This window comes from Pseudoalteromonas sp. GutCa3 (assembly GCF_002836155.1).
GTDB lineage: Bacteria > Pseudomonadota > Gammaproteobacteria > Enterobacterales > Alteromonadaceae > Pseudoalteromonas > Pseudoalteromonas arctica.
This window is the reverse complement of sequence record NZ_PJBK01000047.1, coordinates 1-22,711: the sequence shown is the minus strand read 5'-3', so window position 1 is coordinate 22,711 and position 22,711 is coordinate 1. Positions and strand designations below refer to the sequence as shown.

Below are 22,711 nucleotides of genomic sequence, written 5' to 3'. Positions count from 1 at the left end.
TGGGTGGGCTTTTTAGGCCTAAGAGTTAGTTAACAAGGGATTGCGCCGAGTTACAAGTAAAATTAACAGCTTATAGTGTTTGGTTATGAGCTATAGCGAGTTTGGTTTAATTTGTTAATATGGAAGCATATTCTATTTTGTACTTATACCAATTGCATTAAATTAGTGATTTATTATAGCGACGAGAAAATAGCTCAATAACAAGGCTAAAATTATGATACATAGTTGTTCTATATAAATAATTTTTAACGTAGTTAGTAAGTTATTTAATACGCTAAAATGATCATGTTTTTAATAAAATTGGTATTACATAAGCAACGGAGCTCTAATGACACAACACCAAAAAGATGCCGCATTAGCAGTCGCACTGATGGATTTAACAAGCTTAAACACCAGCGATACAACCAAAAACATTCAAGCGCTTGTTGATAGTATAAACCCGACGCTGGGCACGCCTGCCGCTGTATGTGTTTATAGCGACTTTGTTGATGATGCAAAAATAGCACTCGCAGCGCGTGAGCTTAACCACGTAAAAGTTGCAACGATCACTAACTTTCCAACGGGTGATGCGCCACTGAGTGATGTAATTAACGAAACACTTATTGCAATAGAGCGCGGCGCTGACGAAATTGATTTGGTTATTCCTTATAAAAAGTTAATTGCGGGCGATGTTCAAACAGTACTTAGTTATGTAAGCGAAAGTAAAAAAGCATGTGGGTCGCGCGCCCAACTAAAAGTAATAATAGAAAGCGGTGAGCTAAAAACCGAAGCGCTAATAACGCAGGCTACTCAATTGGCAATTGAAGGTGGTGCCGATTTTGCAAAAACCAGTACGGGTAAAGTGGCCATTAATGCAACCCTTGAATCAACAAGAATTATGCTAACAGCCATTAAAAACTCGGATAAACGTGTGGGCTTTAAAGCTGCCGGCGGTGTTAAAACTGTTGCCGATGCCAGTGATTATTTAGCGCTAGCACGCGCAATAATGGGTGATGATTATTTGCAAGCAAATACATTTAGATTTGGTGCTTCAAGCTTACTGAATGATGTTTACAAGGTGTTGAATGAAACGCAGCAGTGATGAGGAAAAACGTCAGTTAGAGCATGATGCTGCTAAATTGTTTTTACGTTGCTATGAGCAGCAGTTGGGTGTTCATATGCGCAACATTTGGCATAATGAGCCTAATAAACCTGACGTTAGTTGTTATCAAGAGAGTGAACAGCTTGATATAGAAATTGCTCATTTATATGCCAGCGAAACAGAAGCGATGGCTGTTTTAGGACGATCGTTGTCAATGCAAATGCAACGAGATTTGGCAGATATGGCACAAAAGCCAAGTGAACACAGATTGCGGGCTGCATTAGAGCGGTTGCTGAAACAAAAAGCGAAAAAACGTTATTATTCAGAGCGTACTTGGCTTGTTATTCGTAACGCCAGTACTATTTGGCACAAAGCTGACTTTGAAGCTGTGATCAATGACCTTAACTTTCCAAGAACCTATCAATTTGAGCAAATTTGGTTAGTGTGTGATTTTTATCGTGGTGAGTTATTACGTATAGATTGAAAAACGGCTCTAAGTAACAGCCGTTTTTCATTTTAAACTTAAAGCTAATATTTATTAATTAAACTTGAACATGTTGCCTATACTTTCGAGGCTTGATTTGTTCGTTTTAGCAATACAACCACTATCATCAAGTGACTGCTTAGTTGTTTCATCAGCTAAACCGGTTACCTTTAGTTTTTTATCTTGTTGGTACTCACGAAGTGCGATAACTGTTTTACGATCGTACTCAACATCCTGTGTTTCGAATTCTTCGTAATCAGGCTGGTTTCTTAGGTAACCCAAACATACTAAGCTTAGGCGCGACATTGCTAAATCCATCTTTTCATAATGTGGCATTCTATGGGTTGGTACATCAACTGTTACAGCACTCTTGCTGGCTGTTTTTGCTTGTACAGCTGCCGGTGGCGGCGCAGTGTAACCCGGTGCTAAAGTGTTGTTACTGTTATAGCGATAGTAAGTATCTGGAATTTTAGTTTCTAAAAACTCAACCGCTTTAATAATAACTTCACGAAGGGCTTTTTCTTTAGGGGTATCAGACCATCCACTAATATTACCGCCAACAAGTGCGCCACCAAAGTTGGTTGCGGCTCCAGTAAAGTCAAAATCTTTACTGCCACCTTCAACACTTGTTGCTGCTAAAATTCGTGATGTGCGTGTATCTATTAGACGAAGGTCAATTGCCATATGAGAACCTGAAAAACCAGCTGATACAGAGCTAAATACATCGCCCATAAAGCCGCCACTGCCAACACTTGCACCAGAGCTATCGTCATCAAATTCAGTTACCGCTGCAATAACGACTATTTCAGCGCCTTCAATCTCACCATAAGCGGCACCCGATGATGCACTAACGCGACCTGAGGCTGCTAGGTCTTGTTCTGATAAAACAGCATCAAGCGCTTGGCGCTCTAAAACAATAAAGCGATTTGTTGATACGAGTGCCGTAGTTAATTGATCAGCCATACCGTCGCCTATTTCTTTACGCCACCATTTTGAGTTGTTAGATTTATCGGTAAAGCGTGCAACAGCAATACGAGCTTTAGGGCCATTGTATTGTTCTTGTGCAACTGCATTTATGTCTGGTGAGTTTTGACCTGAAGTGACATTTGTAGAGGTGCTTTGACAAGCGCTCAGAGTGGTCGTTAATAGTGCAGTTAATAGTAGTTTTTGTGGTGCTTTTAACATATGACTGTCCTTAATTAATATGCTTAAAGGAAATGCAGTGCATTTCCTTTAATATTTAAATTCATGTTAATTTAGTTAAATCAGTAGGTTAATAATAGTACTGGTGCGAAATTCTTAGTCACACAGGCGAAATTTATCAGGATTGTTCGCGAAACTGTTTTGGGGACATATTATATTTTGCTTTAAAGCACCGGGCAAAGTAGCTTTGTGAATTAAAGCCAACTTGCTGTGCTACTAGGCCAATTGCAAGCTCACTATTTTTTAAAAGCTCTTGTGCAAATTCTAAACGAATATTTCGAATGTAATCGCTTGGTGTTAGGTTGTACAAGGCTTTCATTTTTAATTGTAAAGCGCGAGGGCTAAGGTAGAGCGATGCTGCAAATTCTTCTACGCTAAATGCTTCGTCTTGGTAATGCTCTTTTACTGTTGTTTTTACACGCTCGGTAAATACATAATCTTTACTTTGCGCCATTTGTGGGTCGAGCTGGGCTGTTTGTGATAAAGCAGGTAGTTGTTGTTTTAAATGTTGATTAAGTACTTCTCTAATCGTTAATAACCCTTGAACGCGGCTGAGTAACAGCTGCGGCTCAAAAGGTTTACTCAAATAGTCATCAGCAAGTAAGTCTAGGCCCTTTAATTTACTATGCGTATCTGCCTTTGCTGAAAGTAATAACACCGGAATATGGCTAATAGCCGTGTCGCTGCGCAGTGCTTTAATAAACTGATAGCCATCCATAACGGGCATCATTACATCACTTATTACCAAGTCAGGCATTTCGTTTTTACATAAAGCTAAACCTAGCTCTCCGTTAGCTGCACTTATACACGTGAAGCTACTAATAAATAGTGACGTTATTAAATCACGCATTTCATCGTTGTCTTCAATAATAAGAATCTTATTACTTTTTACTGCACATAGATTATTGTTTTTAGACACAGCAAGAGCAGTGAGGTTAGAGGTTTCGTCTATTTGAGTTGTTGGGAGTGAAACAGTAAAACAACTGCCTTTGTTTAATTCACTTTTAAGTTCAATAGTTCCTCCATATTGCTCAACTAGCTGCTTCACCAGCGCTAAGCCAATACCGCTACCGCTTTGATTACTCGTATCTATGCGTGTAAATCGTTGAAAAATGGTCTCAAGGTGTTCTTTATCTATACCAACACCAGTATCTGAAACTGTGATGATTAATGTTTGTTTTTGAGTTAATAGCTGAAGTAATACTTTGCCAGTGTTTGGAGTGTATTTTTGGGCGTTACTCAATAAGTTACTGATAATAGAAATTGTATGATTTAGCTCTAATTTAATGGGAATAGTTTTTTGCGTTAAATCTTCAAACTCGAACGTAATATTTTTTTGCTTAAATAAAGGGGTGAAATCTTCAATTAATTGTTCAACTACCGGCTTTATAGCATAGGGTGTGACGTGTTTTACTGCAGTGCTTGGGCGCTGGCTGAGCTGTAAAAGTTGGTTTATTTGATCCAATAGCTTATAGCTATTACGTTGAATCATCGCTAGTTTTTGTTGGGTGTCTGAATCCTTATGGCTTTTTTGTAAACTCTCAAGTGGCGCTAATATTAAGCTCAATGGTGTTTTAAGTTCATGGCTAACATTATCTAATAGTTGGGTTTTTAAGTTGCTAAGTTCTTTCTCTTTTAAGTTTGCTTGCTCTGCAACGTTAGCTCTATACCTTGCTGTTATAATTAACCACATTATAAATAATACGATCATGATGTAAGTGACATAGGCAACATTGTTCTTCCACCAAGGTGGAGTAACTTTAAGCGCAACCATTGTTTTATCATCACTCCATTGACCGTATTGATCTTTAACTTTTACAATAAAGTGATAGCTTCCAGCGGGAAGTTGAGAATAACTAACTTGCCTCTGGTTTTTGTTTGCGTATAAAAACTGCTTATCTAACCCAGCTAACTTGTAAGCATATTGGTATTGAGAAGGGGGCTCTGCACTGTTTAAAGCAGAAAATTTAAAGCCGATAACACCATCTTCTTCTTTAAAAAAGAGTCTGTCTGTATAGCTTATAAGCTTAGCCGTTTGGGTCTTGTTTTTTATATATTGCTGCGTCGCGACTGACTGGTTATAAATAAGTAAGTCTGTAATAACGGGTTCTGGGGGTTGAGTTGCTAGGGTTAGTTTTAACGGATCAAATTGATTAAAACCGTTAATACCACCAAAAAATAGCTCGCCGTCATCTGCTTGAAAAGCGGCACCTAAAATAAAAGAATGATGCTGTATACCGTTTGCGGGTAAAAAATGCTGCATTTGTTGGGTTTGAGGAGCGTAACGGGTTAGGCCTTGGTTGCTGCTTAGCCACAAGTAACCGCTGCTATCTTGTTTAATTGCAAAAATATTATCGTTAAGTAAGCCATCAAACTCTGTAATGTTTATTACTTTGTTTGTTTGGATATTTAACTTATTGAGCCCGCCAAAAGTACCTACCCATAAAGTGTTTTTATCTTGTAAATGCAAGGATGTAACCATGTCATGCGTTAAACTATTAGGCTTTTTAAGATCGCTTTGGTAATGAGTGAATGTTTCATCATGTAAAGAAAGTTTATTTAACCCTGCGCGGGTTCCTGCCCATATAGCGTTATTGTCGCTGTCATAAGTAATACTAAAAACAGTATTATTTGAGATACTATTTTTATCTGCGGTGTATTTAAAATTTGTAACCTGTGAAGTATCGGGATTAAATCGCGTTAAGCCTTCGTTACTGCCCAGCCATAAATTACCACTTAGATCACCTTCGATTGCATAAATACGGTTACTACTGAGTTGATGGCTTTGCACAGTAAAAGCCGAAAAGTTATCATTAATTGGGTTGTAAAGCAGTAAACCACCTCCGTATGTGCCTATCCATACGCGTTTATTGGCATCTTCATAAAGACTAAATATATTGTTATTAGTTAAGCCTATATCTTGATTTTTATCTGTTTTATAGCGTTTAAATCCTGTGTCAGTTTGTTTGTTAAGTCCGTCGCGCGTACCCACCCAAAGTAAGTTTTTACTGTCTTTGAGTATTGCTCTTACAAAGTCATTCGAGATAGAAGCTGGGTTATTGCTTTGATGTTTTTGATGACCAAACTGAGCCTGCCTTTTATCATAGCGATGTAATCCATAGCCGTCTGTACCAATCCAAATAATGCCTTGAGGGTCTTGGTAAAGTGACAATAGGTGATCGTTAGCTAAGCCATGTTTTAAATCTGGAGAGTGAGTAAGTTGATGAAACTCGCTACTTAATAAATTATCTGTAGCTTGGTAATAAAGACCATGACCATAAGTGCTTACCCATAATTTTTTTTCATCATCAAAAAGTATATCTGTGACCCAAACATTTTTGAGTTGCTCAAAGTTATAAAATGCGAGTGTGTTTGAGTCAAAAACACTTAGACCAGTCTTACCTCCTATAATAAATTTGCCGTTTTCTGCTTTTTTTAATTGCCAGAGCTGTTCAGGGCTATTAGGTATATGTTCGAACTGATGTGTTTGTGTATCGAACTTAATCAGCCCGATACTACTTGCTAACCAAAGGTTTTTTTGATCATCAAAAAGCACATCCTTAAAAACAACATTTAAGTGATTCGTGCCCTGATAAGAAAATAATTCGGTAGTACCTGTGTATGTATCTAAACGAGTAAGTTGCCCTTTATCGTGACCAATCCAAATGATTTGTGGCGAATTAGAAGAAATTGATGAAATACGTTCGTTTGTAATAGGAGGGGTTGAATACTGGTTAAAAACACTAAAACTTCCTGTTTCAGTATTTAATAAGTTGAGCCCATTACTTGTTGTAGCAAACCAAATGTGGCCGTTTCCTAAATTCAGGCAGTCTGTAATCCAATTCCCCGAAATACTAGGGTGTGAAGGATTGAATTTATAGTGCTTAAATTCATACCCATCAAATCGGTTTAAGCCACCTTGGGTAGCAAACCAATGAAACCCTTTTTCATCAGTGGTACTGCAGGTGATTGAATTTTGTGATAAACCTTGTTCATTTGTATATGTATCTAAATACAATGGCAGGGCATAAGAACTAATATGAAATAATAATAAAAAGCTAATAATTTTATATCTTATGATTGTTTTTATTGCTTTCACAGACTTCCCATCTAATTGTGAGTCCCTATAATTTTGACAATCATAAACTGCTTTTTAATCAATGTTAAGATTGATTTTTTAATGCAATGCCGAGATTTTCCAATGTGGGTATCTTTTAGGCTTGTGTTAATGGACTGCGTAAGTATAATAGGCATCCACTTTGCAGGGGCGTAGTTCCAATTGGTAGAACAGCGGTCTCCAAAACCGATGGTTGGGAGTTCGAATCTCTCCGCCCCTGCCAGTTTTACTTGTGGTTTGAGTAGTCTGAGATTAAAAACCGGTTTAAATTAAGTCTGTTTTTAAGTTTAGATTTTAATGGATTAACCTTACCGTAGTGTAGGGTTGTTGTGTCTGTAGTTAAGGTAATAATATTATGAGCACGAATGTAGAAACACCATCAAGTGCGATGGAGTCAGTAAAGTGGTTAGTAGCAATCGCGCTACTTGCAGGCGCAGTTGTTGGTAATCATATGTATGCAGATCAGTCTGTATTGCTACGTGCTATCGGCGTTGTTGTTGCAATAGCGGCCGGATTAGCAATTGCCTCGCAAACATTTAAGGGACGTAACTTTCTTGCTTTCGCTAAAGAAGCTCGAATTGAAGTACGCAAAGTTATTTGGCCAACGCGCCAAGAAACTACCCACACGACATTAATTGTAATGGTTGCAACAGTGATTATGGCACTTATCCTTTGGGGATTAGATGGCATTTTATTCCGCGCTGTAGGCTTTTTAACTGGATTGGAGATCTGATCCCATGTCGGATGAGAACGAGAACAAAGAAATTAAGTTACGTTGGTATGTAGTACAAGCCTTTTCTGGTTACGAAAAGCGTGTAGCTCAAACGTTAACTGAACACATTAAAATCGAAGGTCTTGAATCGAGCTTTGGTGAGATACTAGTACCAACTGAAGAAGTTGTTGAGATGCGCGCTGGCCAAAAGCGTAAATCTGAGCGTAAATTCTTCCCAGGTTATGTATTAGTACAAATGGATATGAATGACGCAAGCTGGCACTTAGTGAACAGCACTGAACGTGTAATGGGCTTTATTGGTGGAACGTCTGATCGTCCTGCTCCAATAACTCCTAAAGAAGCAGAACGCATTCTTAATCGCCTTCAAGAAAATGCTGAAGCACCTAAACCTGCTACATTATTTGAACCAGGTGAAGTTGTGCGCGTTACAGACGGACCATTTGCAGATTTCAGTGGTGTAGTTGAAGAAGTTGACTACGAAAAGAGCCGCGTAAAAGTATCTGTACTTATTTTTGGTCGTTCTACGCCAGTTGAGCTTGAATTCGGTCAAGTTGAGCAAGATAAGTAATTGATTAAAAAAGCTTCGCTAATTTTTATTTAAATTTTGGCATGAAGCTTGAAAAAGGCCGCTGATTAACTTATAATCAGCGGCCTTTTTGTATTAAGGTAAAATTTATTTTTTACTGTGCAAAAAGTACGAAACCAATTTTTAAACTGGGAAGCCGTTAGAGTACGCGTCCTCGCGCGCACAAGGCTGAGACCCACCAAATGAGGTATTTATAATGGCTAAAAAAGTTGAAGCTCTAATCAAGCTACAAGTTGCCGCTGGTATGGCTAATCCTAGTCCTCCAGTAGGTCCTGCACTAGGTCAACACGGTGTAAACATCATGGAATTCTGTAAAGCGTTTAACGCACGTACAGAGTCTATCGAAAAAGGCGCTCCAGTTCCTGTAGTGATCTCTGTTTACGGTGACCGTTCATTTACGTTCGACATGAAAACGCCACCTGCTGCTTACTTACTTAAGAAAGCTGCTGGTATCAAGTCAGGCTCAGGCCGTCCTAACACTGATAAAGTAGGCACAGTAACTCGTGCTCAACTTGAAGAAATTGTTGAGACAAAACGAACTGACCTTACAGCTGCCGATATGGACGCAGCGGTTCGCACTATCGCAGGTTCTGCGCGTGCGATGGGCTTGAACGTAGAGGACTAAGAAATGGCTAAATTAACTAAACGTATGCGTACTATCCGCGAAAAAGTGGAAGTAACAAAAGATTACGAGATCAATGAAGCAGTTGCTCTTTTAAAAGAGTTAGCGACAGCTAAATTCGTAGAAAGTGTTGACGTTGCCGTTAACCTTGGTATCGATGCTCGTAAATCTGATCAAAACGTTCGTGGTGCTACTGTACTACCTAACGGTACTGGTCGTGACGTTCGTGTTGCTGTATTCACACAAGGCGCTAATGCAGAAGCTGCAAAAGAAGCCGGTGCTGAATTAGTAGGCATGGAAGATCTTGCTGAACTAGTTAAAAAAGGCGAGATGAACTTTGACGTTGTTGTTGCATCACCAGACGCTATGCGTGTTGTTGGTCAACTAGGTCAAATCTTAGGCCCACGTGGTCTAATGCCAAACCCTAAAACTGGTACTGTAACGCCTAACGTTGCAGAAGCAGTTAAAAATGCTAAAGCAGGTCAAGTACGTTACCGTAATGACAAAAATGGCATCATCCATACTACTATTGGTAAGGTTGATTTCACTGCAGAGCAATTACAACAAAACCTTGAGTCTCTAATTGTTGCGCTTAAGAAGGCTAAACCTTCTCAAGCTAAAGGTGTTTACTTGAAGAAAGTAACTATCTCTACAACAATGGGCGCAGGCGTTTCTGTTGACCAAAACACTTTAAGCACAACTGTAGCTTAATCAGTGTTTACATGGCGTGAAATTTGTACTATAATTTCGCGCCATTTTGTTGATTAATTTATTAATTGGCAAAGTAAAGAATTCGGGTTGAAGTCCATAATTTCGTTAAGCCTTCGGGGTTAACGATAAATTGGGCTTCCGTCCAAGACCGTAGGTGGCTTCGGCCTTAATATTCACCTACGTAGACGGTGTAGACCCCAGATAGATTTTTCCTAATCCTTCTGGCTCTCGCCGTAAAAAGCATCTCTACCTTGTTTGGTAGGGAAGAGTAGAACAGGGGAATCCGATAATCGGTATCCCCATTAAACCAGGAGTAACACCCATGGCTTTAAATCTTCAAGGCAAAAAAGCAATAGTTGCTGAAGTCAACGAAGCAGCCAATGGTGCTCTATCTGCAGTTGTTGCAGATTCTCGTGGTGTAACAGTTGGCGCAATTACTGCCCTTCGTAAAGAAGCTCGTGCAAATGGTGTTTGGATGAAAGTTGTCCGTAACACTTTAGCAAAACGTGCTCTTGAAGGAACAGATTTTGAGTGTCTTTCTGATTCATTTGTTGGTCCAAGCTTAATCGCTTTCTCATCAGAGCACCCAGGTGCTGCTGCGCGTATCTTTTCAGATTTCGCGAAAAAGAATGAGAAATTCGAGCTTAAAACGGCCGCTTTTGAAGGAAATGTTGTTGATGCAGCAATGCTTGCTACATTACCTACATACGACGAAGCTGTTGCACGCTTAATGAGTGCTATGAAAGAAGCGTCTGCTGGCAAATTGTGTAAAACAATTGAAGCAGTACGTGTACAGAAAGAAGAGCAAGCTGCTTAATTTTAAGCTGTTTAATCTCACTTTCGGTGTAAAATTTATTTGGACGTAATGTCCGTTAATTATTAGGAAATTTGTAATGTCTGTATCTAAAGACCAAATCCTTGACGCAATTGCTGAAATGTCAGTAATGGACGTTGTTGCTCTTATCGAAGCAATGGAAGAAAAATTCGGCGTAACTGCTGCAGCTGCAATGGTAGCTGGGCCAGCTGCTGAAGCTGCTGAAGAGAAAACAGAATTTGACGTAATCCTTACTGGCGCTGGCGCTAATAAGGTTTCTGCAATCAAAGCTGTTCGTAGCGCAACTGGCCTTGGCCTTAAAGAAGCGAAAGCTCTTGTTGAAGCTGCTCCTACACCTGTTAAAGAAGGTGTATCTAAAGAAGAAGCTGAAGCACTTGCAAAAGATCTTACTGAAGCTGGTGCTGAAGTTGAGGTTAAGTAATTTAGCTTTTGCTAAGTTCGCTGCCTGAGAAATCAGGCAAGGGCTGGTGATTATTTAATCACCGGCCTTTTTGCGCTATAGAGTGATGCACTCTTTTAGTTCAAATAAAATCTGATTTTTTCTTTACTTTCAACGCTTTATAGTTTGCTAGTGTTAAAGTGGGATCTAATTAGAACAACAGTTAAATGTTGTAAAATCTTGGCATAGCTGCCAGTTAAGTCTGTTCTTACAAGAACAGGTCGGGTCAAAGATCAGCAAGCTGAGGAACCCCATGGCTTACTCTTATTCTGAAAAGAAACGTATCCGTAAGGATTTTGGTAAACGTCCACAAGTTTTGGATATACCTTTTTTACTGTCTACACAGTTAGAATCGTTTAAAAAATTCTTAGTGCCGGACGCTGATGGCGATCATGGTTTGGAAGCTGCCTTCCGTTCTGTGTTCCCTATTAAAAGCTACTCGGGAAATTCTGAGCTTCAATACGTAAGTTACCGTATTGGTGAGCCAGTTTTCGATGTAAAAGAATGTCAAATTCGCGGTGTGACTTATTCTGCTCCACTTCGCGTGAAACTGCGTCTTGTTGTTATGGACAAAGAAGCACCAGGCACAGTTAAAGACATTAAAGAGCAAGAAGTTTACATGGGCGAAATTCCGCTCATGACAGATACCGGTACTTTTGTAATCAATGGTACAGAGCGTGTTATCGTTTCTCAGCTACACCGTAGCCCTGGTGTATTCTTTGATAACGACCGCGGTAAAACCCATTCATCGGGTAAAGTATTATATAACGCACGCGTTATACCTTACCGTGGTTCATGGTTAGACTTCGAATTTGATGCAAAAGATAACTTATATGTACGTATTGACCGTCGTCGTAAATTACCGGCGTCTATCATCCTACGTGCACTAGAGTATTCTAGCGAACAAATCCTAGATATGTTCTTCGATAACACTACGTTTGAAGTAACGAATGGTAAAGTTCTTATGGAACTTGTACCTTCGCGTTTACGTGGTGAAACTGCCGCTTTTGATATCAAGAGCGAAGACGGTGAAGTATTTGTTGAAAGAGGTCGTCGTGTTACGGCTCGCCACATCAAGAGCATCGAGAAGAAAGGCATTAAGCAATTAGAAGTACCACATGAGTACATCATTGGCCGTATTGTAGCTAAAAACTATGTTGATGAGTCAACTGGTGAAGTTATTGCAAATGCAAATGACGAGCTAACTCTAGAGCTAATGGCTGAATTGGTTAAAGCCGGTTACACTAAAATTGATACGTTATATATCAATGAAGTGGACAGCGGTGCTTACATGTCAAATACTTTGAACATTGACTCTGCAAGCAGCCGTTTAGAAGCACTAGTAGAAATTTACCGCATGATGCGCCCAGGCGAGCCACCGACGAAAGACGCGGCTGAAGCCTTATTCCAGAACTTGTTCTTCTCTGAAGAACGTTATGACTTATCTACTGTAGGTCGTATGAAGTTCAATAGCCGTGTTGGTTACGATACAGACACAGGCCCTGGCACATTAAGCAAAGAAGACATCGTGTCTGTTATGAAAGTATTAATTGCTATTCGTAACGGTCAAGGCGATGTTGATGATATCGATCACTTAGGCAACCGTCGTATACGTAGTGTTGGCGAAATGGCTGAGAACCAATTCCGTGTTGGTCTAGTACGTGTTGAACGTGCTGTACGTGAGCGTTTAAGCTTAGGTGACCTTGACGCGATAATGCCACAAGATCTTATTAACGCTAAGCCTATTTCGGCAGCGGTTAAAGAGTTCTTCGGCTCGTCTCAGTTATCACAGTTTATGGACCAAAATAACCCACTATCAGAAGTTACGCACAAACGTCGTATCTCTGCATTAGGTCCGGGCGGTCTAACTCGTGAACGCGCAGGCTTTGAAGTACGTGACGTTCACGTAACTCACTATGGTCGCGTATGTCCAATCGAGACTCCAGAGGGTCCAAATATCGGTCTAATTAACTCGTTGTCTACGTACGCACGTACAAATGACTACGGTTTCTTAGAAACACCTTACCGCAAAGTGGTAGACGGTGTTGTAACTGATGAAGTTGATTATTTATCAGCCATTGAAGAAGGTCAGTTTGTTATCGCACAGGCGAACTCAAACTTAACTGAAACCAATGAGTTTGTTGATGAACTTATCCCATGTCGTCACAAAGGTGAATCTACCTTTATGGGTCGCATGGACCAGCAGTATATGGATGTATCACCACAACAGGTGATCTCTGTAGCGGCAGCACTTATCCCGTTCCTAGAACACGATGATGCTAACCGTGCATTGATGGGTTCAAACATGCAACGTCAAGCAGTACCAACATTGAAAGCGGATAAGCCGTTAGTAGGTACTGGTATTGAGTTAACACTAGCGAAAGATTCTGGTGTAACTATCGTTGCTAAACGTGGTGGTGAAGTAATGTATGCTGACGCAAGTCGCATCGTTGTAAATGTACATGAAGAAGAACGCATTCCTGGTGAAGCGGGCATCGACATCTACAACTTAACCAAATACACACGTTCAAACCAAAATACATGTATTAACCAAAAACCAACTTGTATGGTTGGCGAACCGGTTACTCGTGGTGACGTGTTAGCAGATGGTCCTTCGACTGACTTAGGTGACTTAGCCCTTGGTCAAAACCTTCGCGTGGCATTCATGCCATGGAACGGTTACAACTTCGAAGATTCAATCTTGTTATCAGAGCGCGTAGTTGAAGAAGATCGTCTAACGACTATCCATATTCAAGAACTACAGTGTGTTGCCCGTGATACTAAATTAGGTCCAGAAGAGATCACTGCAGATATCCCGAATGTGGGTGAGTCTGCGCTAGGCAAGCTTGATGAATCAGGCGTTGTATATATTGGTGCTGAAGTTAAAGGCGGCGATATCCTAGTAGGTAAAGTGACTCCTAAAGGCGAGACACAGCTTACACCTGAAGAGAAGCTACTGCGTGCTATCTTCGGCGAAAAAGCGTCTGACGTTAAAGACAGCTCTTTACGTGTACCAAATTCTGTAACTGGTACTGTAATTGACGTGCAAGTTTTCACCCGTGATGGTGTTGAAAAAGATAAACGCGCGTTAGAAGTTGAAGACATGCAGCTTCGCGAAGCGAAGAAAGACTTCAACGAAGAGTTCCGTATTTTAGAAGCAGGCGTTTTAGACCGTGCACGTAAGCTACTTATAGCTGCTGGTTTTGATGAAGATAAACTTGCATCTCTAAATGCTGAAAAAGTACTTACGCAAAGCCTTGCTGAAGAAGACAAGCAAGCTGAGCTTGAGCAACTAGCTGCACAGTACGATGAACTTAAAGCTGAATACGATAAGAAGTTTGAAAACAAACGTCGTAAAATTACCCAAGGTGATGACTTAGCACCAGGCGTACTTAAGATTGTTAAAGTATACCTAGCTGTTAAACGTCGTATCCAACCGGGTGATAAAATGGCGGGTCGTCATGGTAACAAAGGTGTTATCTCGACTATCGTACCAGTAGAAGATATGCCTTACGATGACAAAGGTCGTACGGTAGATATCGTATTGAATCCACTAGGTGTACCATCACGTATGAACATCGGTCAGATCCTTGAAACACATATGGGTCTTGCTGCACGTGGTATCGGTGAACGTATTGAAGAGATGATGAAAGAACAACGTGAGCTTCATGAGCTACGTGACTTCATCAAGCAAGCATACGAAATTGGCGAATCTCGCCAAGTTGTAGATATTGCTAGCTTCACTGATGACGAAATTCGTCGTCTAGCTGAAAACTTAAAAGGTGGTTTACCAATAGCTACTCCTGCATTTGATGGCGCGAAAGAAAGCGAAATCAAAGACATGCTTGAGCTTGCGGGCTATCCTCGTAGTGGTCAGGTTACACTTTATGATGGCCGTACTGGCGATCAGTTTGAACGTCAAGTAACTGTTGGTTACATGTACATGCTTAAACTTAACCACTTGGTTGACGATAAGATGCACGCACGTTCTACTGGTTCTTACAGCCTTGTTACTCAGCAGCCGCTGGGTGGTAAAGCACAGTTCGGTGGCCAGCGTTTTGGTGAGATGGAAGTATGGGCACTTGAAGCTTATGGTGCTGCTTACACTCTACAAGAAATGCTAACAGTGAAATCGGATGACGTGAACGGTCGTACTAAGATGTATAAAAACATCGTTGATGGTAACCATAAAATGGAACCAGGTATGCCAGAATCGTTCAACGTATTGTTGAAAGAAATCCGCTCACTGGGTATCAACATCGAGTTGGAAGAAAATTAAGCCAATTAGATGCTGCAGTTAACGCTGCAGCATCTGTTACGGCTGAATAGAATGTAGGGACGAGATTATCCGTCCTCAAGATTAACTCCGACAGGAGAGCTAAGGTGAAAGACTTACTTAAGTTTCTGAAGCAACAAAATAAGACCGAAGAATTCGATGCAATTCGCATTGGTCTTGCTTCACCAGACATGGTTCGTTCATGGTCATACGGTGAAGTAAAGAAACCTGAGACTATTAACTACCGTACTTTCAAGCCTGAGCGCGATGGCTTATTCTGTGCCCGTATTTTCGGCCCAGTGAAAGATTATGAGTGTTTATGTGGTAAATATAAACGCCTTAAACACCGTGGTGTGATCTGTGAAAAGTGTGGCGTTGAAGTAACACTCACTAAAGTGCGACGCGATCGTATGGGTCATATTGACCTTGCGAGCCCAGTTGCACATATATGGTTTTTAAAATCATTACCGTCACGTATTGGCTTAATGCTAGATATGACGCTTCGTGATATTGAACGTGTTCTTTACTTCGAATCATTCGTAGTAACTGAACCTGGTATGACAACGCTTGAGCGTGGTCAGTTATTAGGTGAAGAAGAATACTTAGATTCACTAGAAGAGCACGGTGATGAGTTTGAAGCTAAGATGGGTGCTGAAGCAGTTTTAGACTTGCTTCGTGAACTTGATCTTGCTCAATTAATTGCTGAGATGCGTGAAGAGTTACCAACAATTAACTCTGAAACTAAGCGTAAAAAAATCACTAAACGTCTTAAGTTAATGGAATCGTTCCACCAATCAGGTAATAACCCTGAGTGGATGATCATGACAGTACTTCCAGTATTGCCACCTGATCTACGCCCATTAGTACCATTAGACGGTGGTCGTTTTGCGACATCTGATCTAAATGACCTTTACCGTCGTGTTATTAACCGTAATAACCGTCTTAAGCGTCTACTAGATTTAGCAGCACCAGACATTATTGTACGTAACGAAAAACGTATGTTACAAGAAGCGGTAGATGCGCTACTTGATAACGGTCGTCGTGGTCGTGCAATTACAGGTTCTAACAAACGTCCTCTTAAATCTCTTGCTGATATGATCAAGGGTAAGCAAGGTCGTTTCCGTCAGAACTTACTTGGTAAGCGTGTGGATTATTCAGGCCGTTCTGTAATCACAGTTGGTCCTACACTTAAGCTTCACCAATGTGGTCTTCCTAAGAAGATGGCACTAGAGCTATTCAAACCATTCATCTATGGCAAATTAGAACGTCGCGGCATGGCTACGACAATCAAAGCTGCTAAGAAGATGGTTGAACGTGAAGTTCCGGAAGTATGGGATGTACTTGACGAAGTAATTCGTGAACATCCAGTATTACTTAACCGTGCACCAACACTTCACCGTTTGGGTATCCAAGCGTTTGAGCCTGTGCTTATCGAAGGTAAAGCGATTCATTTGCATCCATTAGTATGTGCGGCTTACAACGCCGATTTCGATGGTGACCAAATGGCGGTACACGTACCGTTAACAATCGAAGCGCAGCTTGAAGCTCGTGCATTGATGATGTCAACAAACAACATTCTATCTCCTGCGAATGGTGAGCCAATCATCGTTCCTTCACAGGATGTTGTATTGGGTCTTTATTACATGACTCGTGACCGCATTAACGCTAAAGGCGAAGGCGCGATATTTAAAGATCCAAAAGAAGCAGAAAAAGCATACCGCAGTGGCAATGCAGACCTTCACGCAATTGTGAAAGTACGTATTAGCCAATCAGTTAAAAACGAAGACGGCGTAGTAGAAGATACTATTACTGTTATCGATACAACTGTTGGTCGTGCGATTCTGTCTCTAATTTTACCTAAAGGCATGCCGTTTGCGTCAATCAACCAGCCGCTAGGTAAAAAGCAGATTTCTGGCTTATTGAATGAGTGTTACCGTCGTCTAGGTCTTAAAGATACAGTTATCTTTGCTGACCAAGTTATGTACACCGGTTTCCATTATGCAATGAAGTCAGGTGTTTCTATCGGTATTGATGACTTAGTTATCCCACCGGTAAAAGCACAGATAATTGAATCAGCTGAAGCTGAAGTTACTGAAATCAACCAACAATTCCAATCAGGTCTTGTAACGGCTGGTGAAAAGTACAACAAAGTTATCGATATCTGGTCACGTGTAAACGAAAACTTATCACGTGAGATGATGTCTAACTTGTCGAAAGACACAGTTATCAATGCACAAGGTGAAGAAGTAGAGCAACCGTCATTTAACTCAGTGTTTATGATGGCCGACTCAGGTGCTCGTGGTAGTGCTGCACAGATTCGTCAGTTGGCGGGTATGCGTGGTCTAATGGCACGTCCAGATGGTTCAATCATCGAGACTCCAATCACAGCTAACTTCCGTGAAGGTCTAAACGTACTTCAGTACTTCATCTCAACGCATGGTGCGCGTAAAGGTCTTGCCGATACAGCACTTAAAACAGCAAACTCGGGTTACCTAACGCGTCGTCTAGTAGACGTTGCACAAGATTTGGTAATCAATGAAGATGACTGTGGCACAGAAGATGGCTTAACAATGAAACCGCTTATTGAAGGTGGTGATGTTGTAGAAGCACTTCGTGAACGTGTTCTAGGTCGTGTTGTTGCTGAAGATATTGTGATTCCAGGTACTAATACAGTGCTTGTTGAACGTAATATCATGCTAGACGAAAAACTGTGTGATCTTTTAGAAGAGCATTCAGTAGATGAAGTTCGTGTACGTTCTGTTATCACTTGTGATAATGACTTTGGTGTTTGTGCTAACTGTTATGGTCGTGACCTAGCACGTGGTCATATCATCAACGCTGGTGAATCAGTGGGTGTTATCGCGGCACAGTCAATTGGTGAGCCGGGTACACAGTTAACAATGCGTACCTTCCACATCGGTGGTGCGGCATCTAGAGCATCTGCAGAAAATAATGTACAAGTTAAAACTAACGGTACATTAAAACTTCATAACTCTAAGTACGTATTAAACACAGACGGTAAGATTGTTATTACTTCTCGTTCTACGGAAATTACTATCATTGATAGTCATGGTCGTGAGAAAGAGCGTTATAAAGTACCTTACGGTGCGGTATTAACAGTACAAGACAATGCTGAAGTTCTAGGTAACGATATCGTTGCTACTTGGGACCCGCATAGTCACCCAATCGTTCTTGAGCATAAATCAAAAGTATCGTTCAGCGATATCGATGATTCAAATACTGAAGCACAGACTGATGAGCTAACTGGTTTAACCCGTGTAGTTGTAAAAGATCTTGCTAAAGTAAATACGAAAGAACCAAAGCTTATCATCGAAAGTGAAGAGCGCGGTCTGCAAGAAACACGTCTTCCTTCATTCACGACGATTGAAGTTATTGACGGCGTTACAGCAAACCCAGGTGACGTGTTAGCACGTATTCCGCAAGAAGGTTCGAAAACTCGTGATATCACGGGTGGTCTACCACGCGTAGCCGACTTATTTGAAGCTCGTAAGCCAAAAGAACCAGCTATATTAGCTGAAGTAACTGGTACAATTAGCTTCGGTAAAGAGACTAAAGGTAAGAAGCGTTTAGTTATTACTCCAGCTGAAGGTGATCATTACGAAGAGATGATTCCTAAATGGCGTCAACTTAACGTGTTTGAAGGTGAGCAAGTGTCTAAAGGTGAAGTTATCGCCGATGGTCCTGAATCACCGCATGACATCTTACGCCTACGTGGTGTGACTCATGTTGCTAACTATATCGTTAACGAAGTGCAAGAGGTTTACCGTTTGCAAGGCGTTAAGATCAATGACAAGCACATTGAAACAATTATCCGTCAAATGTTACGTAAATGTACCATTATGCACGGCGGTGATACTGACTTCTTAGCCGGTGAACAAATCGAAGTGGCGCGCGTTAATATCGCAAACCGTGACCTTGAAAAACAAGGTAAGATACCAGCTAAGTTTGAAATCCAGTTAATGGGTATCACAAAAGCATCACTAGCAACAGAATCTTTCATCTCTGCAGCGTCTTTCCAAGAGACAACACGTGTTCTTACAGATGCGGCAGTGAATGGTAAGAGCGATGAGCTTCGCGGTCTTAAAGAAAACGTAATTGTGGGTCGTTTGATCCCAGCCGGTACCGGTTTTGCGTATCATCAAGAACGTATGGCTCGCCGTAAACAAAGCAAAGTAGTAGTAGAAGAGCAAACAGTAAGTGCAGAAGAGGCAACTCAAGCACTTACAGACGCTCTAAATGCTGATTTGTCTGGAAATCAATAAACTGTTCTTAATCAATAGATTAAGTGATCGCAAGTCAGTTATATGCTGTCTTGCGGTTAGTTTAGGTTGACAGGTTAAACTTTGCTCATTAAAATTCCGCCACCCATTTACTTGTGTGCTTAATGCAGGCTCGTAAATAAAGGGCGGATTTTTTATTTTTTTCAGTAGTAATTTTAATTTCAGGAGCTATTTAAATGGCAACTATTAACCAGCTAGTGCGTAAGCCACGCCGTAGCAAGGTTACGAAAAGTAACTCAGCTGCACTAAAAGCGTGTCCGCAAAAGCGCGGTGTATGTACTCGCGTATATACAACTACACCTAAGAAACCAAACTCGGCGTTACGTAAAGTAGCACGTGTACGTTTAACTAACGGTTTCGAAGTAACTTCATACATTGGCGGTGAAGGTCATAACCTTCAAGAGCATAGTGTAATCCTAATCCGTGGTGGTCGTGTTAAAGATTTACCAGGTGTGCGTTTTCACACTGTTCGTGGTGCACTTGACTGTGCAGGCGTTAGCGATCGTCGTCAAGCTCGTTCTAAATACGGTGCAAAACGCCCTAAAGGCTAATTGTTTTCCGTTAGTAAGGCCAAGCACTAAATATTTATAATTATTGTTTTGGGTGATTGACTCGAAAGAGCAAACCTGAATAAACCGGAGATACAAAATGCCTAGAAGACGCGTAATCGGTCAACGTAAAATTCTTCCAGATCCTAAGTTCGGATCGGAACTTCTTGCTAAATTCGTTAACATCGTGATGTTAGACGGCAAGAAATCTACTGCTGAAAAAATTGTTTATGGTGCGCTAGACGTGGCTGCTGAGAAATCAGGCAAGTCGCACCTAGAAATCTTTGAAACTGCACTTGATAACATCCGCCCACAGGTAGAAGTTAAATCTCGCCGTGTTGGTGGTTCAACTTATCAAGTACCAGTTGAAGTACGTCCAGTTCGTCGTAACGCATTAGGTATGCGTTGGTTAGTAGACGCTGCACGTAAGCGTGGCGAAAAATCTATGGGCTTACGTTTAGCTCAAGAAATCGTTGACGCTTCTGATAATAAAGGCACTGCGGTTAAGAAACGTGAAGACGTTCACCGTATGGCTGAAGCGAATAAAGCATTCGCTCATTACCGTTGGTAATCTGTCTTTAACCTTTAAGAGGATCATATGGCACGTACAACTCCACTTGAGCGCTATCGTAATATAGGTATTGTCGCTCACGTAGATGCAGGCAAAACCACCACAACAGAACGTGTTCTGTTCTACACGGGTCTTTCTCATAAGATCGGTGAAGTACATGATGGCGCTGCAACTATGGATTGGATGGAGCAGGAACAAGAGCGTGGTATCACAATCACTTCTGCTGCAACAACGTGTTTTTGGAAAGGGATGGACGCTCAATTTGACGCCCATCGTATCAATATTATTGATACTCCAGGACACGTAGATTTCACTATCGAAGTAGAGCGTTCTTTACGCGTATTAGATGGTGCGGTAGTTGTTCTTTGTGCTTCATCTGGTGTACAGCCGCAAACTGAGACAGTTTGGCGTCAAGCGAACAAATACGAAGTTCCGAGAATGATCTTCGTAAATAAAATGGATCGCACGGGCGCTGACTTCTTAGCTGTGGTTAGCCAGGTGAAATCTCGTCTTGGAGCAACGCCTGTTCCAATTCAGTTGCCTGTAGGCGCTGAGGACGACTTTAAAGGTGTTATTGACCTTATAAAAATGAAAGTGATTAACTGGAACGAAGCGGACCAGGGTATGACTTTCTCTTATGAGGCAATACCGGCAGAACTTCTGGAATTAGCTGAAGAATGGCGCTCTCACTTAGTTGAAAGCGCTGCTGAAGCAACAGAAGAACTAATGGATAAATACTTAGAAGGTGAAGAGTTAAGTGAAGCAGAAATTAAAAATGCTTTACGCCAACGAACATTAGCTAATGAGATTGTTCCAGTTACTTGTGGTAGCGCATTTAAAAACAAAGGTGTTCAAGCTGTGCTTGATTGCGTTGTTGAATATATGCCCTCACCAGAGCAAGTGAAACAAATCCAAGGTATCTTAGAAAATGGTACTGAGGAAGAACGTCCAGCTAATGATAAGGCGCCGTTTGCTGCACTCGCTTTTAAGATTGCAACAGACCCGTTTGTTGGAACCTTGACCTTTTTCCGTGTTTACTCTGGTACTGTTAAACAGGGTGACACGGTATATAATCCAGTAAAAAGTAAGCGTGAGCGACTTGGCCGTATCGTACAGATGCATTCAAACTCTCGTGAAGAGATCAAAGAAGTTTTCGCAGGCGACATCGCGGCAGCTATTGGTCTTAAAGACGTAACAACAGGTGAAACACTGTGTGATCCGAATTCTATTATTACGCTTGAGCGTATGGAATTCCCTGAACCAGTAATCTCTATTGCGGTTGAGCCTCGCACTATAGCTGACCAAGATAAGATGGGTATCGCGCTGGGTAAACTAGCTGCTGAAGACCCTTCTTTTCGAGTACAAACTGACGAAGAATCAGGCCAGGTTATAATCTCTGGCATGGGTGAACTTCACCTAGATATCATCGTCGACCGTATGAAACGTGAATTCAGTGTTGAATGTAACGTTGGTAAGCCGCAGGTCTCATACCGAGAAGCTATTCGTTCAACTGTTAAGGTTGAAGGGAAGTTTATACGTCAGTCAGGTGGTCGTGGTCAATATGGTCACGTTTGGATTAAACTTGAACCGATGGATATTACGGATGATGAGTCACCAATTTACGAGTTCGTTAACGAAACCGTAGGTGGTTCTGTTCCTAAAGAGTTCGTCCCTGCGGTAGACAAAGGTATCCAAGAGCAAATGTCTCAAGGTGTACTGGCAGGCTACCCATTACTTGGCGTTAAAGCGACTTTATATGATGGTTCATTCCATGATGTAGATTCGAATGAAATGGCATTTAAAATAGCAGGTTCACTGGCAATGAGAGATGGGGCGCTTAAAGCTAACCCTGTACTACTAGAGCCAGTAATGAAGGTTGAAGTACTCACTCCTGATTCAAATATGGGTGATGTAGTTGGCGACTTAAACCGTCGCCGCGGCATAATCGAAGGCATGGAAGATGCATTAGGTGGACTTAAGCAAATTAATGCGCAGGTTCCTCTTTCTGAAATGTTTGGTTATGCAACTGCTTTACGATCTGCAACACAGGGCCGTGCCTCATACTCTATGGAGTTTGTGAAGTACGCTGAAGCCTCTAAAAACGTTGCAGATACAATAATTTCAGCTCGCGCTGTTATATAATTTTAGCTTGTCTGGCTCAATAGTGAGTCAGGCTTTAATTTCTTTATTAGGAATTTTTTAAG

General features: G+C 41.2%; 15 protein-coding genes and 1 tRNA gene. 14 read left to right on the top strand and 2 right to left on the bottom strand.

The features are described from left to right. Window positions 1–328: 328 nt before the first annotated feature. Window positions 329–1,081 carry a deoxyribose-phosphate aldolase gene (gene deoC / locus CXF64_RS08590; protein WP_101216815.1) on the top strand — a complete coding sequence of 251 codons (753 nt, stop codon included), beginning with the start codon at window positions 329–331 and terminating at the stop codon, window positions 1,079–1,081. Further along, window positions 1,065–1,565, top strand: a complete 501-nt coding sequence (locus tag CXF64_RS08585) for a hypothetical protein (protein WP_101216814.1) — start codon at window positions 1,065–1,067, stop codon at window positions 1,563–1,565. The genes deoC and CXF64_RS08585 overlap by 17 nt, the downstream gene beginning before the upstream one ends. Before the next feature lie 54 nt (window positions 1,566–1,619). On the opposite strand, the gene CXF64_RS08580 is transcribed toward CXF64_RS08585, so the two are convergent. Next, window positions 1,620–2,750 (bottom strand): CsgG/HfaB family protein, encoded by a 1,131-nt coding sequence (locus CXF64_RS08580; protein WP_101216813.1) that lies wholly within the window; start codon window positions 2,748–2,750, stop codon window positions 1,620–1,622. A gap of 136 nt (window positions 2,751–2,886) precedes the next feature. After that, window positions 2,887–6,867, bottom strand: a complete 3,981-nt coding sequence (locus tag CXF64_RS08575; protein ID WP_101216812.1) for a hybrid sensor histidine kinase/response regulator transcription factor — start codon at window positions 6,865–6,867, stop codon at window positions 2,887–2,889. Window positions 6,868–7,031: 164 nt separating this feature from the next. On the opposite strand from CXF64_RS08575, the gene CXF64_RS08570 reads away from it, so the two are divergent. From CXF64_RS08570 to fusA, 12 genes are all read left to right on the top strand, one after another. Continuing rightward, window positions 7,032–7,108: transfer RNA gene (locus tag CXF64_RS08570), tRNA-Trp, on the top strand. A gap of 132 nt (window positions 7,109–7,240) precedes the next feature. Continuing rightward, window positions 7,241–7,618, top strand: a complete 378-nt coding sequence (secE, locus tag CXF64_RS08565; protein WP_002958877.1) for a preprotein translocase subunit SecE — start codon at window positions 7,241–7,243, stop codon at window positions 7,616–7,618. A 4-nt stretch (window positions 7,619–7,622) separates the two neighbouring features. Further along, window positions 7,623–8,186, top strand: a complete 564-nt coding sequence (nusG, locus tag CXF64_RS08560) for a transcription termination/antitermination protein NusG (protein WP_007580122.1) — start codon at window positions 7,623–7,625, stop codon at window positions 8,184–8,186. Between the two features lie 214 nt (window positions 8,187–8,400). Next, window positions 8,401–8,829 carry a 50S ribosomal protein L11 gene (gene rplK, locus CXF64_RS08555; protein WP_002958879.1) on the top strand — a complete coding sequence of 143 codons (429 nt, stop codon included), beginning with the start codon at window positions 8,401–8,403 and terminating at the stop codon, window positions 8,827–8,829. Window positions 8,830–8,832: 3 nt separating this feature from the next. After that, on the top strand, window positions 8,833–9,537 hold the full coding sequence (gene rplA, locus CXF64_RS08550; RefSeq protein WP_007580124.1) for a 50S ribosomal protein L1: 705 nt from the start codon (window positions 8,833–8,835) through the stop codon (window positions 9,535–9,537). Between the two features lie 322 nt (window positions 9,538–9,859). Next, window positions 9,860–10,354, top strand: coding sequence for a 50S ribosomal protein L10 (gene rplJ, locus CXF64_RS08545; protein WP_002958881.1), 495 nt, complete (start codon window positions 9,860–9,862; stop codon window positions 10,352–10,354). Between the two features lie 76 nt (window positions 10,355–10,430). Continuing rightward, window positions 10,431–10,793 carry a 50S ribosomal protein L7/L12 gene (rplL, locus tag CXF64_RS08540; protein WP_002958882.1) on the top strand — a complete coding sequence of 121 codons (363 nt, stop codon included), beginning with the start codon at window positions 10,431–10,433 and terminating at the stop codon, window positions 10,791–10,793. 271 nt (window positions 10,794–11,064) lie between these two features. Then, entirely contained in the window at window positions 11,065–15,090 is a 4,026-nt protein-coding gene (gene rpoB, locus CXF64_RS08535) for a DNA-directed RNA polymerase subunit beta (RefSeq protein ID WP_024609121.1), read from the top strand. 104 nt (window positions 15,091–15,194) lie between these two features. Next, window positions 15,195–19,370 carry a DNA-directed RNA polymerase subunit beta' gene (rpoC, locus tag CXF64_RS08530; RefSeq protein WP_007580130.1) on the top strand — a complete coding sequence of 1,392 codons (4,176 nt, stop codon included), beginning with the start codon at window positions 15,195–15,197 and terminating at the stop codon, window positions 19,368–19,370. A gap of 194 nt (window positions 19,371–19,564) precedes the next feature. Further along, window positions 19,565–19,939: a 30S ribosomal protein S12 gene (rpsL, locus tag CXF64_RS08525; RefSeq protein WP_002958885.1), complete on the top strand. Its 375-nt coding sequence runs from the start codon at window positions 19,565–19,567 to the stop codon at window positions 19,937–19,939. A 97-nt stretch (window positions 19,940–20,036) separates the two neighbouring features. Beyond that, window positions 20,037–20,507: a 30S ribosomal protein S7 gene (rpsG, locus tag CXF64_RS08520; RefSeq protein WP_010555004.1), complete on the top strand. Its 471-nt coding sequence runs from the start codon at window positions 20,037–20,039 to the stop codon at window positions 20,505–20,507. Window positions 20,508–20,534: 27 nt separating this feature from the next. Further along, window positions 20,535–22,649, top strand: coding sequence for an elongation factor G (gene fusA / locus CXF64_RS08515; RefSeq protein WP_007580132.1), 2,115 nt, complete (start codon window positions 20,535–20,537; stop codon window positions 22,647–22,649). The last annotated feature ends 62 nt before the right edge of the window (window positions 22,650–22,711 follow it).

What these genes read in the sequence shown, in the direction of transcription:
- deoC (WP_101216815.1), top strand. Translation starts at nt 329, where the DNA reads ATGACACAACACCAAAAAGATGCCGCATTAGCAGTCGCACTGATGGAT.
- CXF64_RS08585 (WP_101216814.1), top strand. Translation starts at nt 1,065, where the DNA reads ATGAAACGCAGCAGTGATGAGGAAAAACGTCAGTTAGAGCATGATGCT.
- CXF64_RS08580 (WP_101216813.1), bottom strand. Translation starts at nt 2,750, where the DNA reads ATGTTAAAAGCACCACAAAAACTACTATTAACTGCACTATTAACGACC.
- secE (WP_002958877.1), top strand. Translation starts at nt 7,241, where the DNA reads ATGAGCACGAATGTAGAAACACCATCAAGTGCGATGGAGTCAGTAAAG.
- nusG (WP_007580122.1), top strand. Translation starts at nt 7,623, where the DNA reads ATGTCGGATGAGAACGAGAACAAAGAAATTAAGTTACGTTGGTATGTA.
- rplK (WP_002958879.1), top strand. Translation starts at nt 8,401, where the DNA reads ATGGCTAAAAAAGTTGAAGCTCTAATCAAGCTACAAGTTGCCGCTGGT.
- rplA (WP_007580124.1), top strand. Translation starts at nt 8,833, where the DNA reads ATGGCTAAATTAACTAAACGTATGCGTACTATCCGCGAAAAAGTGGAA.
- rplJ (WP_002958881.1), top strand. Translation starts at nt 9,860, where the DNA reads ATGGCTTTAAATCTTCAAGGCAAAAAAGCAATAGTTGCTGAAGTCAAC.
- rplL (WP_002958882.1), top strand. Translation starts at nt 10,431, where the DNA reads ATGTCTGTATCTAAAGACCAAATCCTTGACGCAATTGCTGAAATGTCA.
- rpoB (WP_024609121.1), top strand. Translation starts at nt 11,065, where the DNA reads ATGGCTTACTCTTATTCTGAAAAGAAACGTATCCGTAAGGATTTTGGT.
- rpsL (WP_002958885.1), top strand. Translation starts at nt 19,565, where the DNA reads ATGGCAACTATTAACCAGCTAGTGCGTAAGCCACGCCGTAGCAAGGTT.
- rpsG (WP_010555004.1), top strand. Translation starts at nt 20,037, where the DNA reads ATGCCTAGAAGACGCGTAATCGGTCAACGTAAAATTCTTCCAGATCCT.
- fusA (WP_007580132.1), top strand. Translation starts at nt 20,535, where the DNA reads ATGGCACGTACAACTCCACTTGAGCGCTATCGTAATATAGGTATTGTC.